The following is a 16,809-nucleotide window of genomic DNA, read 5'->3' on the forward strand; positions in this document are numbered from 1 at the left end:
GCGACCCGGGTCAACTCAACGCCGCACGGGCCGACTTGGCAAAACATGCGCAAAGCGGCGGGACGGTCGGGCCCGGACAGAGTCCCCTCTGGTGACCAGCCGACGGCCTTCCGCGCTCGTGACGACGCGCATGAGGCCCTGTCTTGCTTGCTCTTGGGGGAGATGTCATGGTGCGTGCGTCACGGTTGTTCCGGCTGTCCCGGTTCAGAGGCAGAGGTCTCATTCTCCTGGCCCTGACAGCAGTCATGACAGCGCTGCTGCCGCTGATCACTACTACCGCCGACGGTGCGACCCCCGCCGCGCGCCCGCACCCGCCCGCCACGGGGCAGGCGGCGCCGCCTTCTGCGCCGCACCACGGGGCGGCCCCTGCGGCGGCGATGGAGCCTGCCGCTCCCGTACTGTCGCGTGCGGTCTGGACGGCCACCGCCAGTGATGAGGAGACCGCGGCCGAGGACGGCCGTGCCCAACTGGTCCTGGACGGGAGTGCCGACACCTTTTGGCACAGCAAGTGGTCTGGTACCCCTGCGCCGTTGCCGCACAGCTTCACCATCGACATGCACCGCACAGCGGTCGTCTCGGGCCTCGTCTACCTGCCGCGCCCCAGCAACAGTGCCAACGGCCGGATCGGCGAATTCGCGATTCACCTCAGCGCCGACGGCGCCAGTTGGGGGGCGGCCGTGGCGAGCGGGACCCTGGCCGACGACGGGACCACCAAAACCCTGAGCTTCGCCGCCAGGGGCGCCCGCTTCGTCCGGCTGACCGCCACCACCGAGGCCGGCGGGCGCGGTCCGTGGTCCTCGGCCGGGGAGATCAACCTGCTCGGCGACCCCGGTTCGCCCGCTTCCGTCGTCGACCTGCCGCGTGCGGGCTGGACGGCCACCGCCAGTGATGAGGAAACCGCGGCCGAGGACGGCCGTGCCCAACTGGTCCTGGACGGGAGTGCCGACACTTTCTGGCACAGCAAGTGGTCTGGTACCCCTGTGCCGTTGCCGCACAGCATCACCATCGACATGCACCGCACAGCGGTCGTCTCGGGCCTTGCCTACCTGCCGCGCCCCAGCAACAGTGCCAACGGCCGGATCGGTGCTTACACGGTCACGACCAGCACCGACGGCACCACCTTCGGCGCCCCCGTGGCCACCGGCACCTGGAAGGACGACGACTCCGTGAAGGGCGCCACGTTCACCCGTCCCGTCAGCGCCCGATACGTCCGCCTCACCGCCACCACCGAGGCAGGTGGGCGCGGTCCGTGGTCCTCGGCCGCCGAACTGCGCCTGAGTGGCCCGGCCGACCCTGCGGTCCACGGCGGGTGGGGACGGCTGACCGCCTTCCCCCTGGTGCCGGTGGCCACCGCCGTACTGCCCAACAACAAGCTCCTGGCCTGGTCCGCTTACGCCATCGACCGCTTCGGCGGCAGCAACGGCTACACCCAGACCGCGATCATGGACCTGGCCACCGCCAGGATCACCCAGCGCCGCGTCGACAACACGGGCCACGACATGTTCTGTCCCGGCATCGCCCTCCTCGCCGACGGCCGGGTACTGGTCACCGGAGGCAGCAACGCCGCGCGTGCCAGCATCTACAACCCCGCCACCGACGAGTGGACTTCGACAGCCGACATGAACATCGCACGCGGCTACCAAGCCATGACACTGCTTTCGAGCGGTGACGCGTTCGTCCTCGGCGGCTCCTGGAGCGGCGGCACCGGCGGCAAGGACGGCGAGGTCTGGTCGGCCGCCACCGGGACCTGGCGCAGACTGCCCGGTGTGCCGGCCACCGGCACGATGACCGCGGACCCGCAAGGCCCCTACCGGGCCGACAACCACCAATGGCTGCACGCCACCTCCAACGGACGGGTCCTGCACGTCGGTCCCAGCAAGCAGCTCAACTGGATATCCACCGCCGGAGACGGCAGCATCACCCCGGCAGGCACGCGCGCAGACAGCGCCGACGCGATGAACGGCAACGCCGTCGCCTACGACATCGGCAAACTGCTCACCCTGGGCGGCGCCACCGCCTACGAGAACGCCCCCGCCACCAAGCGCGCCTACACCGTCGACCTGAACGGCGGCGCACAACCCGTCAGCGCCCGCACCGGCGACATGGCCCACGCACGGGCCTTCAGCAACAGCGTCGTCATGCCGGACGGAAAGGTCGCGGTCTTCGGTGGACAGGCCACCCCCGTGCCCTTCAGCGACGCCGGCTCCGTCCTCACCCCCGAGATCTGGGACCCCGCGACCGGCACCTTTGCTCCGATGGCCTCGATGGCAGTACCGCGCAACTACCACAGCGTGGCCAACCTCCTCCCCGACGGGCGCATCTTCACCGGCGGCGGCGGTCTGTGCGGCGACTGCGCAACGAACCACCCCGACGGAGCGATCTTCACCCCGCCCTACCTCCTCAACCCCGACGGCACCGAAAGGACCCGGCCCCGCCTCACCGGCAACACTCCCGCCAAGGTGGCTCACGGGGCGAACCTGCCGGTGACCACCGACACGGCAATCGCTTCGTTCGCTCTGGTACGAACCGCAGCGGCAACCCACTCGACCGACAACGACCAACGACGAATACCTCTGACCTACCGAACGACAGGCATTAACAGCTACGCACTCGACATCCCCTCCGACCCCGGCATCGCACTGCCCGGCACCTACATGCTCTTCGCGCTGGACATGCAAGGCGTCCCCAGCAAAGCCGCGATCCTCACCATCGACTGACGCGTTGTGCCCGCGCCGCGGGTGGCCGAGCTGGGTCTCGGCGCGGGTCACGACGGTTCGGCTCCGACCTTCGAGTGCCCCGCGTGCCGTCCGGGGATATGGGAAGTTCGCCGTCATCGTCATGTGTTGCGTCTTGCGTTGGCGGGAACAGCCGGATGGCTGCTGTGTGGCCCCGTGGGTACAGAGGCGGTGTGTTCGGGCCGCTGCTGACATGAAAGGACGGGTCCCCGCACCTGAGGTGCCGGGACCCGCCGTCATGTCACTGGGGCAGGGTGCGTTGCAACCCAGCGTGTACGACCCCGATTCCGAGAGGCGGACCTGGTAGGTGTAGTGGCCGCTGGATCAGCGGATCTTGGAGCTGATGGCCCGTTCCATCGCGACGAGACCGATGAGGTTGAAGGGCTTGTTGATGTTGCGCATGAGGGAGTCCTGCGACGGGCGGTAGATGCCGCGCTCGTAGTAGCGCCCGCCCTGGTAGGCCCCGATGACGCCTCCGTCAGGGGTGTTCCGTCCGAGGTCGGACGCCCACTTGGTCCCGCGCGGGTCGGTGGTGACGTTCGGTTCCCTGGGTTCACCGCCCGGGTAGGTGGTGCCCTCGGTGAAGTACTCGTCGGCCAAGCCGCCTACGGAGTGGCCGAGTTCGTGGATGGCGATGCGGCCGGACTGCGCGTTGCCGCCGGAGACGCTGGCGAGGCTCGGGGCGCCGGCGCCGCCGTACTTGGTGGTGTTGCCGACGGCGAGGATCGCGTCGACACCGGGGGCCTGGGCGGCGTACGCCTGAGCCTTCGGCTCGTCGACACACAGCAGTCGATCAGTACGACCGTCGCAGAAGAAGCGCATGTCCAGGGCGGTGTCACGGTTGATGCCCGGAGAGGGGTCGTTGTCCACGCCGGACTCGTTGGACCGGACGTTGACCAGCCACACGTTGATGAGCTGGCGGTACTTGTTCCACGGGGCTGTGGCGGCGATCTCATTCCACTTCGCCTGTGCGTGCTGACGCAGCAGCCCCGTCTGTGAGGCTGTGTAGCCGTCTCCCACGATCACCATGTCGAAGCGCGAGCCAGACGGTCCGGTGTTCTGAAGGGCGGTCACCTCGGCAGCCGCCGCCTTGGCGTTGGCCGACGCGGCTGCGGTCTTGACCTGCGTGGATATTCGCACCCGGGTGATGGTGCCGTCGGGCGAGAACACCTCCCGCCCTTCGGTCAGTTCGGCGGTGCCCGCCGCCGCGGCCTTCGGCCGCGTGTCCTCAAACGCCGGACGGGCTGAAGAATTCAGCCCGTCCGGCGTTTGATGAGCGGGGGTCCATCCCGCAGGCATGGCGGCGAATCCCGCGGCACACAGCATGGCCACGGCAAGTAAGATTGAACTTCGTCGGCGCATCAGCGCTCCTCCTTGTGTCTTGTTTGGTGTGGGTGCGGCATTACATCGGCGGCCGACCGCCGCCATGGGCGGGGTGCGGGGCCGCGGCCTATCAGTCGCGTGCGGCCCGCACCCCCCTCTGCGAGTAGCGCGGAGCTGGGGACCCGCTCCCGCAGCCAGGGGACGGCGAGGCGGGAGCGGGAACCCGGTGCTGTTCCCGAGTTATCCGACGCGCTCGACGCGCACGTTCCGGATGACGTTCCTGCCCGGTTCGCGGACTTGCTCGAACGCCGCGTTGCTCAGCAGCACACAGCTTCCGGAGGGCGAATTCACCTCGACGGTCGTCGACCTGTTGTTGTCGAGGTTTGTCACCCTCAGCTGCGTCCCCGCAGGGAACTGGTTGCTGGATGCCGCCGGTGCACCGCCCTCTCCGGACAGTGTCACCGTCGACCCGGCGCAGACCACCTGGCTCGCCTGGCGGCGTCCCGACCCGTTGCAGCCTGCGGATTGCTGTTGCTGCCTGATCTGGCGTATCGCCGCTATCGAGTTGGCGATCCTCGCCCGGGAGTTGACATTGGGATTGGCTCGCTCGTTGGCGATGAACCGCTGGTGGTCCACCTCAAGCCTGGCCAGCCCGTTGCACCTGCCACGGCCGCCGCGTTGAGCGCCTTGATTGCCTCCTCCCTGCCGGTCTCCGGGTGGGACGGCCTGGCGGCGGCCTGACCCGTTGCAGCCTGCGGATTGCTGTTGCTGCCTGATCTGGCGTATCGCCGCTATCGAATTGGCGATCCTCGCCCGGGAGTTGACATTGGGATTGGCTCGCTCGTTGGCGATGAACCGCTGGTGGTCCGCCCCAAGCCTGGCCAGCCCGTTGCACCTCGACAACTGGTTGCCCTGCCGCTGGCCGGCATTTCCGGTTCCGGTCATCGCGAGTGCCGCACTACCGACCAGTGCGGCGGTGCCGACTAGCAAAACGACTTTCTTCTTCTTGGTGATCATTCTCTTTCGGGACACTTTCACTCCGTTCTCGATGGCGAAACGCGGTTCGGATTCGATCCGCGTGCCATGGAGTACGTGTTGATTCTCGATTGCGTTCAGATCCCCATTGGATTGTTTCGCGCCCCGTGGATTGTGCCTGAAGGCAGCGGTTGCCGAATCTGGAAAGGGCGCACAGGAATTGACGGACCGCACCCTTGAGCGAAATCTCGGACGTCATGAGTGACTTCGAGAATGAGCTGGGGAGGAATGCCCAGAAGGAATGTGTAATACCGTGACACGGCTCTCCCGCCGGAGGGGCGCAACGCCGCGGCGGGGGATCGGTACACGACTTTTCGGTCAACTCCCCGTGCGTCTGAGGATGTCCGGGCAGCAAGGGATCGACTCGGTGAGTCGCAGCCGCTGCTCGACGCTGTGCATCAGGACGTTTCGGGCCATCGGGGTCCCCGCAGATGTGTGTCGTATGGAGGGCCGGTCATGATGAAGGACTGTGTCCGGCTCCCGCCGTCCCGCCTCTTTGTCGATGCTTTACCAAACCGGCTCGTGCATCGCTGAGTTGACAGGGGTGTGTACGGGCCCCGCTTGACCGTGGGGCCGCCGGCCAGTTGACGGCTCTTCCGGGTCCGCTGTCGGCGAACCCGCCTGGGTAACCCGTGTTCGCGGTGCTTGGGTGTCGGGATGGAGATCTTGGTTCTGGGTGGAACAGCGTGGGTGGGCAGGGAGCTGTCGCGACAGGCGATTGAGCGCGGTCATCGGGTGACATGCCTGGCTCGCGGCGGAAGCGGAGAAGTCTCGGAGGGAGCCACGCTGGTGGCCGCCGACCGGCGCGATCCTTCGGCGTATGCACCTCTGCTCGAGCGCGAATGGGATGCGGTCATCGAGGTGTCGTGGCAGCCAGGGTTCGTTCGTGAGGCGCTTGACGCACTGGGCGGCCGGGCCAGGCACTGGGCTTATGTCTCCTCTGTAAGCGCCTATGCCTCCCATGCCACGCCGGCCGCGGACGAGTCCGCGGCCCTGCTTGCTCCGACCGACCGGAGCGAGGTCGACCGCGCGTTGTACGGCGAGGCGAAGGTCGCCTGCGAACGGGCGTCGACGGTCGCTGTGGGCGACCGCCTTCTCATCGCACGCGCCGGGCTGATCGGCGGCCCGGGGGATCACAGCGGACGCTCCGGCTACTGGGTGGCCCGTGCCGCACGCGACCCGCAAGGGCCGATGCTGGTTCCCGACGCACCGGCCATGCCGACACAGGTGATCGACGTACGGGACCTCACCACCTGGCTGCTCGACGCCGCGGAGACGGGGACCATCGGCACATACGACGCTGTCGGTCCGGTCGTTCCGTTCGGAGAGTGGATCGAGCTGTCGCGCGCCGTCGGCGGGCACACCGGTCCGGTGATCACCGCCGACTCGGCATGGCTGCTCACGAACGGCGTGGCCGAGTACATGGGGGCCGAGTCACTGCCGATGTGGCTGGTCGAATCGGGCTGGGAAGGGTTTTCCGCCCGGGACGGGTCCGCGGCGCGCGCCGCAGGGCTACGTCATCGGCCCCGGGCGCAGTTGCTGGCCGACACGCTGCTCTGGGAACGCGAGCAGGGTCTGAACCGGGCAAGACGTGCCGGCCTGGGCGCTCAGCGCGAGCGCGAGTTGCTCGACGCTCTCGGCTGACGGCTGGTCTCCCGCTGTACGCGCCGCGCCCCGGCGATGTCGCGGCCTGACGCGTGGTTGCCCGGAGGCGGAAACGTAGAGGTGCCTCGTGACCTGCGATGATGAGCTAGTCGAAGGGCCGGTGCGCGAGTTCACCGTGCTGCAGGTTGCGGCCGCATCGGCACCTCGCTGTATAACGGTTCGGTTACGTAGCGGGATGGTGCGGCCGTAAGTCGGTCTACATCACCGCAAGAAGTTCCGCCCCGTCCACAGCGCCAGGGTGATCGCCATTGCCCAACAGCCCCACCGGAAGCCCTGCAGCTGGTGCCGCAAGCAGCAACGCCAACTTGGGTGCCGGCGTAGGCAAAGGAACGTTCCGCGAGGCTCAGAGCGCGCTGCAGAAGTTGTACCGGCGGCACCAGCCGCCAGTGACCTCGGGGGCGTATGCCCGTGCGCTGCAGGCAATGCGTGGCTGCAGCGGTCCCGAAGGAGCCTGGAGCCCGTACCTGCTGACCATGGTCAGCCGCACCGCCGCAGCCTGGCCCCTCACGGCCCGCCGTACCGAACTCGCTCCCGGAGAGGAGGGGTGGCGTTCTGCAGTTTGCCCGAGTGCCGGCGGACCGTTCGGGCACTCGGCCACCAAGGGCCAGTCGCCGGACGGGATCGCGGCGCTGCCCGGACTCATCCCGAGCGGCGCCGCCTCGCTAGCGGCACGCGCGCGCGTGGGTCTGCGGGCGGCCTTCACGGCCGTCGCCACGTCCGGGGCCCGGGTGTTGTCGACCGCACCCCGCTGCCGGTCGCGGCCACTGGTGGATCCAGCCATCGGCACCCGCGCGACCGGAATGTGCCTCACTTACACCGGCCCGGCGACGGACGGTGCTCCGGTCTGTCGTTACGTGCCGCCTGCAACTCCGCCGCGGCCACGGCCCTGGGCGTACCTCCGGTTCGACGGGCAGACAGCCTTCACGCAGAGGGATCCCAGCCCGGTCCATCGGCACGATGGCAAGCCACTTCAAGTCGCCATCGCTTCGATTCCTTTCCGAGGGCGATGCCTGTGGTGACTGGCAGCACACATATGACGGGGCCGGCCGGGCTACCGGATCGAGTTCGAGTACGGGGAAACGAAGTAGGGGGAACGTGATGCGTGAGCGTGAGTGGGACACGGCAGTACGGGAGTCGCTGGCCTCGGCTGGGCCGGGCGCGTCGGTCCTGGTGATGGTCGAAGGAGAGGCAGGGACCGGCAAGACCAGGTTTGTGCAGTGGTTGCTCGCTCTTCCTGAGCTCGGCAGGGTGCAGCGCATGACGGTGACCTTCAAGGCGTCTGGTGCTTCCGTCGTCCGTGAGTCCCCCCATGTGAATGGCGCCGGGCCGGCGGGGCCGGTTGCCAGGTCGGCACGTCGTCCCGAGCCCCCGCACCCCGGAGTCACGCAGTCCGGCAATCCGGTGGCGCCCGCGTGGCCGGCCCCGCCGGCGGCATCCGCTCTGGGTGAGCTGGCGGCCTCGCTGGGCGCGGGTGTTCCGGTACTGCTGGTGGCCGAGGACGTTCACCGTGCGGACGAGCAGGACGCTCGTGCACTGCGCATCCTGCTTTCCGATCCGCCGGCCGGACTGCGCGTTGTGCTGACCTACCGCCCCGAGGAGCTGGCCAGTCGCGGGCTGATGCTTGGCGCGCCGGTGGGGTACCCGGCTGAGTTACCCCTCATTCGATTACGGCTCGGGGCACTCAGTGAGGCCGAGGTGCGCGGGATGGTAGTGGAGGAGCTGGGCGAGGACGATTACTCGGATCCCTTTCTTGCTCGGCTCTACGAGCGGTCGGGGGGAATCGCGCAGGTCGTGGCTGACCTGCTGGAGCAGCTGAAGACGGCCGCGTCGCTGCCGGCCCCGGGAACCGCAGAGGCCGGTCGGAAGCGGTTCACGGCCAAGGACATGGACGAGGTCAGGGTGCCGGTTCGGCTCGCCGAGTCGGTGGTCGGCCGCTTGGCGGCGCTGGACGAGGAACCACGGCGCGTGGTCTGGGCGGCTGCAGTGCTCGACGAGGCCGCGACTGAGGAGGAGTTGGCTGCCATAGCGGCCCTGCCGGCGGAAAGTGGGCGTGCGGCGCTGACGGCTGCTCTGTCCGCTGCGGTGCTGCAGGAGTCCGAGCCAGGCCGGTACGGGTTCCGGGCACCGATGGAGGCCGCGGCCATTTACCACGTACTGCCCGGCCCGGTGCGGCAGGAGCTGCACGGTCGCGCGGCCGAGGCGTTGGCGGCGCGCCGCCCAGTGCCGTGGGCGCGGCTTGCCCGCCAGCAGCTCGCCTCCGGCCGGATCGCGGACTGGCTGGAGAGCGTGGAAACCGCAGCTCGTGAGGCCGTCGAAGCCGGGGATCCCCGGCTGGCGATCTCGTTGCTCGAGGACACGCTGGCGCGTCCTGACGTTTGTCGGTCGGACCGGGCCCGGCTGGCTTTGATGCTCGCGCGCAGCGTGATTCATGGGTTGCGCTCCGGCCAGACGCTGGAGGTCCTGCGGCGATTGGTCGACGACCGTGCGCTGCCCGCGGCCGTGCGTGGCGAGATTCGCCTCCATCTCGGGCGGATCCTGCTCAGTGCTGGGCGGAGTGACCACGGGCGAATCGAAATCCTCAGAACGGTTGACGAGCTGAGTAATCGTCCGGCCTTGGCGGCGCGAGCCATGGCGGTCCTGGGGGTTCCCTACTGGCCTGGTGAACCGCTGGCGGACTGTCTGGTCTGGCTGGCGCGGGCCGAGGCGGCAGCGGCCGAGAGCGGGGATGCGGCGGTCCAGGCGGCGGTCGCGGCGCACCGGGCGGCCGTGGTGGTTTGCGTGGGTGATCCGGACGGATGGCGACACTTGGAACAGCTTCCGCGGGAAAGCGAGGATCCGCGGATGCTTCAGCACTCGGCATATGGTCTGTGCAGCGCCGCCTATGCGGCGATCTGGCTGGGCGAGTACGCGCGAGCGCGCGAGCTGCAGGCCGAAGGCCTGATGTTGTACGCACGAAGCGGGTCTCCGTTCGGAGAACAGCTGTCTCGGGGTATGTCGCTGCCTCTGGACATGGTGACCGGCCAATGGGCAGGCCTGGCTGCCCGAGCCCGCCTGTATGCCGCGGAGGTCGGTGAGCTGCCAAGCATCGCGGGCGAGGCCAGGCTGGTGCTCGGCCTCCTCGCCCTGGCGAAAGGCGAGTGGAGCCGAGCCAGCACCTGGCTCGCCGCACCCGGCCTGTCTGGGGCCGACGGCCCCGTACCCCAGGTGGCGGCGGCTTCAGGCGGCCGCATCAGGCTCGCGCTGGCCCGCCAGGAACTGGCGTCCGCGGCGCAGGAAGCCGCTGAGGCATGGGCCAGACTCCAGGCAACGGCCGTGTGGGTATGGGCGGCGGAATTGGTCCCATGGGCTGTGGAAGCAACGGCCCGATCGGGAGCGTTGGACACGGCGCGGACGATGGTGGATGAGTTCTCGGCAGGCATAGAGACCAGGCAGGCACCCGCCGCCGCGGCGGCACTGATGTGGTGCCGGGCGCTGCTGGCGGAGGCGGATGGCGAACTCGCGGCGGCGGGGGAGCACTTCCGGCATGCCCGCAAGCTCTACCAGGCGCTGCCCCGGCCCTATGAGGCGGCCCTTATCGCGGAGGCCGACGGACGATGTGCTCTCGCAGGTGGTCTGGAGACCGCCACAGGCATACAGGAACTGACCACCGCAGCACACGAGTTCGAGGCACTCGGCGCGACATGGGATGCCGCTCGCGCACGAGCGGAACTACGAACCCACCAGAATGCCCACCCGCTTCGCCGTACGGGCCGCCTCAGCTACGACGAACGGCTGTCGCCCCGCGAGCACGAGGTGGCCCAACTCGCCGGTTACGGCATGAGCAACCGCGAGATCGCGGCCACCCTGTACCTCTCCCCGCGGACGGTGGAGTCGCATGTCGCTCGCGCCATCCGAAAGGTGGGCGCGCTTTCCCGGCGTGACCTTGCGCGTATGGTCCGCAACGGCGAGGCGGAAGCTGGACAGGCGGTGAGCTCGCCCACGAAGCGCTGCTGACCACCTGGTGGGCCGGCTTCCCCGGTACCTGTACCGGGGAAGCCGGCCCACAACAGCGTCGGCGGGCTGGTCCAGTGCTTCGGCGGCGCCGCAGCAGCTGTGGCCGGCGCAATAGCCGAACATGCACGACTTGGTGCGCCCGCCGTCACGAACCTCTGGCGGTCAGGTGCATCGAGTCGGGCCGGATGCCGGGCGGTGGACAGGTGGTTTCCGGCGGTCAACCGATGAAAGCAGGTGCCAAGGCCGCGCTCGCCAGCTGTTTTGGTGCCCCGCTGCCATCGGCGGGCACCGTCCATAGGTCCGTCCCGAACTTCCCGGGCCTGGCATAGACGAGGGCTGCGTCGGCCGCCCACACCGCCTGGTCGTCGATGTTGCTGTGTTCGGCTGTTGCTCTCTCGGTCATGGTCCGCAGGTCCAGCACATACAGCCGCCAGGGTGAGTCGGCCGGCAGGCCGGGCACCCGCTTCTTGTAGGCGATCCGGGTGCCGTCCGGAGAGAGCGAGGGGCATTCCACATTGCTGTGCACAGTGGTCAGCGTGTTCGCCGCGATGTCGCCTGCGGCCAGATAGGTCTGCCCACGGGTAGAGACCGTGGCATAGAAGTGGTCGTCGTCGGCGAAGGTCACGCCCCAGACGTTCACATCGAGGGATCGGTACCCATGGCCGTCCACCTTCAGCTCGTATTCCTCAAGGTTGTCCCGCAGCTTCCACGTGCGGGTGTCCAGGATGGATGTGCGCGTGGAGAAGGCTGTGTCGCCGTAGGAGTGCCCATTGACGAAGACCGTCCATGCGACCAGGTGCCCTGACGGCGAGACCCGGGCCCGGCTGGGGATCCCTGCCAGTGGGAAGCTGCGCCGTTCGTTCAGCCGCTCGTCGAGGACCACCGCTCGGTAGCTGTTCTGCAGCGGCCCTTGGGTGCTCCGCAGGCAGATCCCGGTGCCGCCTGCGGCGAAGAAGCGCAAGCACTTCACCCCCGACGTAGCGCGCTGTGCGTCGGGCCGTTCGGCAGGCACCGAGGCGAGTTCGTCGCGGTGTGGGCCGTAGGCCGTACTGCGGAAAATCATGCGCCGCCCCGTGCCCGGAGGCGCGGCCAGGGACACGCGACCGTCCGCGACTGCCGGTCCGCCCGCCTGCGGACGACTGCGGCGGTCGGCTCGTTCGGCGGCATGGTGCACGGCGAAGGCGGCGATCGAACCCAGTACGAGAACGGCGGTGAGCAAAGTGAGAAGGCGGCTCTTGCGGGTCATCAGGCACTGCCTTTCCGAGGGGGCCGAGCCGGCCATTCGCTGGGTTGGCTCACCCAGGGTTGTCGGGTGCGGGAGAAGCCAGGGCGGCTCGGCAACGGCGTCACGAAGCGCGCTCCGTCGTCACCCGGCTGCCGGTGAGGCGCAGTACGAGCATCGCGGCCGCTGTGCACACAGCGAGCGCACCCGTGGCGGTGGCAAGTGCGATGCCGGTGCCCCAGGCGGACCAGAGGGCGCCGAAGGCGAGTGAGCCGGTGAAGCGGGCCAGCGCCTGGCCCGTACCGACCAGGGCGAGTCCCGTGCCGCGCTGGGCCGGAGGGAGGGTGTCGGCCGCGGCCGCGGCCAGCACCCCGTCGGTGGCGGCATAGAACGCCCCGTGCAGCACGAGCACCGGCAGGACCCCCGTCCAGCCGTCGGATAGCGGCACCAGCAGCAATCCGTACCCGACGAGCAGCAGGAGATGGCCAAGGAGAAAGAGCCGGCTTCGGCCGATCCGGTCGGCGGCCGCGCCCAGCGGCACGGCGAGCACCAGAAATGCTGCGGCAGTGCCCAGCGGCAGCAGGGGCAGGAGATGCCCGGGAAGACCGAGTTGGCGCTGGATCAGCAAGTACAGGAAGGAGTCGCTGACTGTGGTCAGCCCCAGCAGTACCGCGCAGCCGGTCAGGCGCCGCAGTCCACGCAGCCGCAGCAACCCCAACGCGGCCCGCCAGCCGCGCTCTTGCCCGGACGGCCGGGCGGCAGCGGGCACTGTCCCCCGGTGCCCGGGGACGAAGAGCAGCAGGATCAGCACACCCAGTGCGGCAATGCACCCGCTCACCGCGAACACCGCGTCGTAGCCGTCAACCGCCAGGGTCAGAAGGGCGAAAGCGACCAGGGGGCCGAGCAGCGCCCCGGTGGTGTCCATGGCCCTGTGCACACCGAACGCCCGGCCCCGCTGTGCGGGCTCGGTGGCCAGCGAGATCATGGCGTCCCGGGGTGCCGTGCGCAGCCCCTTTCCGGTGCGGTCCACCGCCAGCACGGCACCGATGAGCGGCCCGGTATGGACGAGCAGGAGCAGTGGCTTGCACAAGGCGGACAGCCCGTATCCCGTGGCGGCTACGGCCTTGTGGCGGTTTCCGCCCTTGTCGCCGAGGTGTCCGCCGAGGAGCCGTACCAGCGCGCCAGCCCCGTTGTAGATCCCGTCCAGGAGTCCGAAGCCGAGCGGGGACAGGCCGAGCCCGGTCACCAGGTACAGCGGCATGATGGCGGTGACCATCTCCGACGACACATCGGTGACCAGGCTGACGGCCCCGAGCGCCAGCACGGTGCCGGGTACGGCAGACCGCCGTCCAACGCCGGTGCGGGTGGGAGGAGTAGGAGTACTCCGACTGTCAGCGAGGTACAACGGTTTCACTTTCTGGCGCGGGCCGTCCGTTGGTCAATCAGCGTGATGTGCGGGAACCACTGTGTCGAGCCCCTGGAGTCGGAGACTGCCGCGGTTCCGACCAGCTGGGCCGGGCGAAGCCGATGGCATCACCCCGCTTGCAGCACGCCCGGAAGGCCTTACGGGGTGGAGTAGGCGTGGGCAAGGAGGGCCCGGACGCAGGGTGCCTGCCTGCGACGCCTTTGAATGGAACGGAAATTGAACGGAAGAGAAAATGGACGGAACGGAACGCGTGGAGCGAGCCGGTTGATCATGAGGAACGATCCAATCTGAGCCTCGAACCGTCCAACGAACGGGCGTTGTCCGACCCAGCGAGGACTCGTTACTCATGCCGCGAACCCCGGGACCGGTCCCTGGTGGCGGCGGGATGACAGCGCCGCTCCGCGCCAGTCGACTGCGACGAACGCCTCCGAGGCGATGTCCTCGACGTCGGCGGGAGCGGCGTTCGGCGGGCCTGAGGCCACGGGAGCGATCCTGGCGGCACCCACCGCCCGAGGAGAACGGCGCCCGCACGGCCGCCGTTTCGGGCAGAGAGATCAGCAGCCGTGCACTGTGTGGGATGCGCTCGCGTTGCCGTCGCACCAGATCGCCTCGGTTAATACACGCCCAACATTGCGTTGCGCTATGCGAATTCGAGGGCGCCTATTGAAACAGTCTGAGCCGGGGAATAAAGTACGGCCGACCGATACCCAGTTCGGCAGTTGGCGCCGCGGCGGAAACCGCCACATTCGCCTAATCTGCTTCAACGCCGCCAGCACGCCATCCCTGAACTGACTTCCCCCGCACCGGTGATAGACGCGCGACGTGCCCGCGATCGAGGGCCGGCCGCGCCCCAAAGGCCCTGGTGAGCCAACCACCCCGGGCCACATCCCCCCATTTTCATGCACGCGGCCCCCACGAGGAGTGGAGACATGGCTGGCTCCCGCAGACGCAGACCGTTCAGGCTTCTGTGCTGGTTGATCGCGCCGATGGCGTTGCTCGTAGCGTTCGTCGCCGTACCTTCGGCTTCGGCCTCTACGGACTCGATCACCCTTGACAAGACGACGTACATGCAAGGGAACACGATCAACGTCACGTACACCACCACAGCCAACAGCAGCAACTGGGTGGGCATCTACAAGGCGGGTGACACTCCTGGATCGGCCGCAGCGATCAAGTGGGCGTATGCCAAGAGTGCCTCGGGGACGCTGACCTTCGCCGTCAGTGGTGCCCCGGGCACGACCGAGGGGGACAGCAACCAAGCAGCAGGCACCACTCTGGTTCCGGGGGAGTATGTGGCCTACCTCCTGTGGAACAACGGCTACACCCAACTGGCCAACCGCCACTTCTGGGTAGGGCCCACGCTGAGCCTGGACAAGTCCAGCTACGCGGCCGGGGAAACCATCACAGCCAAGTACAGCGTGCCGGACCAGTGGGGACCCAAGAACAACTGGATCGGCATCTACAGGGAGAGTGACGCTCCCGGATCCGGTAGTTCCGTCGCTTGGAAATATGCGACCGGCGCCTCGGGGACGGCGACCCTCTCGACGAGCGGCCTGGCGGCCGGGGGCTATGTGGCCTACTACCTGTACAACGACGGATACAGCAACGACCTGGCCACCGACCCCAAGCTCGGCGATCTGTACAGCGTACCGGTGCACTTCTATGTCGGTTCGCCCCCCTCGACGGCGGGCAAGGTTCCGGCGCTGGACCACGTCTTCATGGTCATGATGGAGAACAAGGCACCCAGCGACGTCTTCGGCACCAGCAACAACAGGCCCAACTGCGCCTCTCCCAGCACGGCGCCCGCGCCCTACCTGTCCCAGCTCGCCTGCAGCAACATCACGCTCACGAACTCGCACGGCCTGATGCACCCGAGCGACCCCAACTACGTCGCACTGGCCACCGCCCAAGTGGGCATCCAGGGCAACAACTTCTCCTACGTGCACAGCGTCGGAGGCATCAACACGAAGCACCTCGGCTCGATCACCGAGGATGCGGGCAAGACGTGGAAGGGCTACATCGAGGGCACGAGCAGCAGCTGCGACCTCACGGCCAATGCTCCGTACGACCCCGACAATCTGCCGTTCCTCTACTTCAAGGGCGTGGGGAACGACACCACGTACTGCCAGAACCATCTGAAGCCGATCTCGCAGTTCTGGACGGACCTCCGGAGCACGTCGACCACGCCCAACTATGTGTGGTTCGTGCCCAACAGCGACAACACCATGCACAACAACTGCAGCCCCAACATCCAGACGTGCGTGAGCGCTGGTGACAACTGGATGAAGAACAATCTGCCGACGCTCCTGAACTCCCCTGCGTTCAAGACGCAGAAGTCGCTGCTGATCATCACCTGGGACGAGGACAGGTACTGGACGTCCGCCAACCCGATTCCCACGATCATCGTCGGCTCCCCGAACCTGCTGAAGGCGGCCGGATCGACGTCGAACACCTACTACAACCACTACAACGTGACCCGGACGGTCGAGGATGCGCTCGGCCTGACGCGCATGACCTCCAACGACACGAACGCCATCCCGATCTACGACATCTGGGCCTCGTAACCGGGTATCTCGCCACGTCCTGGTGAACTCCGCCCGCGGCACCGGCATCGACACCAAGCTCGATGCCGGTGCCGCGGGCGGCCCCGGCACTCGCCGCCCGCGCGAGTGCCGCCGCCGACCTCGTCCTTCTAACGCCATGACGCGCGCTGCCCCAAGTGGATTGGGACGCTTTCGAGGCACTGCAGGGCTACCGTTGGTCGGGGACCCTGGGCGTCGCCCAGTCCAGAGATCCACAGCGGGAGGGCTCCACACCTTCTGCACCTCAACGACCGCCGACACCGCATCCCCCGCTCTGAACCGCAGCACCTGAACGTGTGCGCTGGTGAGACGAAGGTATTAATGCTAGATCGAGCCGCCGCGCCTGCCGATTCACTACCCTGTCCAGCACTGAGCGTCGCTTCGGGTGGCTAAGCACGGAGGCGGGCTGCACTGGGGCCTTACCGCTGCCTGCGCTCATGCTCGGCGAGTTCCTCAGGTGTGCCGTTGAACGCGGGGCCGCAGTTGGACGGCAGCCGCTCAACGACCATCGCAACGGCCTCCTGCGCAGTGTCGGCCCTACCGATCTTCTGTGTCCGAGAGGGTCCCTCGACGTAGTACGGCCCGGTATGGTCCGGGCCGGCCGCAGTTGGGCCGATGTACGGCACATCCCACGTCCAACGGCTCCCCGTGCAGCGACTGAAATGCAGCTCCCACATTCCGATCCAGGGGAAGAGCTGCCGCAGTTGCTGCTCGGCGTATGCCGCCGCAACCAGCTCCAGGCTCACTTGGTCAGAACTGAGTAGCTCATGCCATGCCGCTTCCACCATGTCCGTGCCCGGGGCGTTCGTCGTCATGTTCGGATTCTCC

At 68.1% G+C, this 16,809-nt stretch carries 10 protein-coding genes; 4 read left to right on the forward strand and 6 right to left on the reverse strand.

Annotated features, from left to right (window positions below; translation table 11 throughout):
* The first annotated feature begins 245 nt into the window (after positions 1–245).
* The gene (locus OHA61_RS38630; protein ID WP_406307056.1) at positions 246–2,717 is read left to right on the forward strand and encodes a discoidin domain-containing protein; all 2,472 of its coding nucleotides are present in this window, start codon (positions 246–248) and stop codon (positions 2,715–2,717) included.
* Positions 2,718–3,059: 342 nt separating this feature from the next.
* Here OHA61_RS38630 and OHA61_RS38635 read toward each other — a convergent pair whose 3' ends face one another.
* Together OHA61_RS38635 and OHA61_RS38640 are read right to left on the reverse strand one after the other, a co-directional pair.
* Positions 3,060–4,061 carry a M64 family metallopeptidase gene (locus OHA61_RS38635; RefSeq protein ID WP_406307614.1) on the reverse strand — a complete coding sequence of 334 codons (1,002 nt, stop codon included), beginning with the start codon at positions 4,059–4,061 and terminating at the stop codon, positions 3,060–3,062.
* A gap of 237 nt (positions 4,062–4,298) precedes the next feature.
* Positions 4,299–5,075, reverse strand: coding sequence for a hypothetical protein (locus OHA61_RS38640; protein WP_406307057.1), 777 nt, complete (start codon positions 5,073–5,075; stop codon positions 4,299–4,301).
* 675 nt (positions 5,076–5,750) lie between these two features.
* On the opposite strand from OHA61_RS38640, the gene OHA61_RS38645 reads away from it, so the two are divergent.
* The gene (locus OHA61_RS38645; RefSeq protein ID WP_406307058.1) at positions 5,751–6,737 is read left to right on the forward strand and encodes an NAD-dependent epimerase/dehydratase family protein; all 987 of its coding nucleotides are present in this window, start codon (positions 5,751–5,753) and stop codon (positions 6,735–6,737) included.
* A gap of 1,119 nt (positions 6,738–7,856) precedes the next feature.
* Positions 7,857–10,751, forward strand: a complete 2,895-nt coding sequence (locus OHA61_RS38650; protein WP_406307059.1) for a LuxR C-terminal-related transcriptional regulator — start codon at positions 7,857–7,859, stop codon at positions 10,749–10,751.
* A gap of 217 nt (positions 10,752–10,968) precedes the next feature.
* Here OHA61_RS38650 and OHA61_RS38655 read toward each other — a convergent pair whose 3' ends face one another.
* The 3 genes from OHA61_RS38655 to OHA61_RS38665 all read right to left on the reverse strand — a co-directional run bounded on the left by OHA61_RS38655 (position 10,969) and on the right by OHA61_RS38665 (position 13,881).
* Positions 10,969–11,997, reverse strand: coding sequence for a TolB family protein (locus OHA61_RS38655; RefSeq protein ID WP_406307060.1), 1,029 nt, complete (start codon positions 11,995–11,997; stop codon positions 10,969–10,971).
* 100 nt (positions 11,998–12,097) lie between these two features.
* Positions 12,098–13,378, reverse strand: a complete 1,281-nt coding sequence (locus OHA61_RS38660; protein WP_406307061.1) for an MFS transporter — start codon at positions 13,376–13,378, stop codon at positions 12,098–12,100.
* A gap of 365 nt (positions 13,379–13,743) precedes the next feature.
* Positions 13,744–13,881, reverse strand: a complete 138-nt coding sequence (locus OHA61_RS38665; RefSeq protein WP_406307062.1) for a hypothetical protein — start codon at positions 13,879–13,881, stop codon at positions 13,744–13,746.
* 504 nt (positions 13,882–14,385) lie between these two features.
* On the opposite strand from OHA61_RS38665, the gene OHA61_RS38670 reads away from it, so the two are divergent.
* Complete coding sequence (locus tag OHA61_RS38670; protein ID WP_406307063.1) at positions 14,386–15,963, forward strand: alkaline phosphatase family protein; 1,578 nt, start codon at positions 14,386–14,388, stop codon at positions 15,961–15,963.
* A gap of 437 nt (positions 15,964–16,400) precedes the next feature.
* Here OHA61_RS38670 and OHA61_RS38675 read toward each other — a convergent pair whose 3' ends face one another.
* On the reverse strand, positions 16,401–16,796 hold the full coding sequence (locus OHA61_RS38675; protein WP_406307064.1) for a DUF6193 family natural product biosynthesis protein: 396 nt from the start codon (positions 16,794–16,796) through the stop codon (positions 16,401–16,403).
* Positions 16,797–16,809: the final 13 nt, after the last annotated feature.

The sequence above is a fragment of the Streptomyces sp. NBC_00885 genome, from assembly GCF_045207475.1.
In the GTDB taxonomy this organism is placed as follows: domain Bacteria; phylum Actinomycetota; class Actinomycetes; order Streptomycetales; family Streptomycetaceae; genus Streptomyces.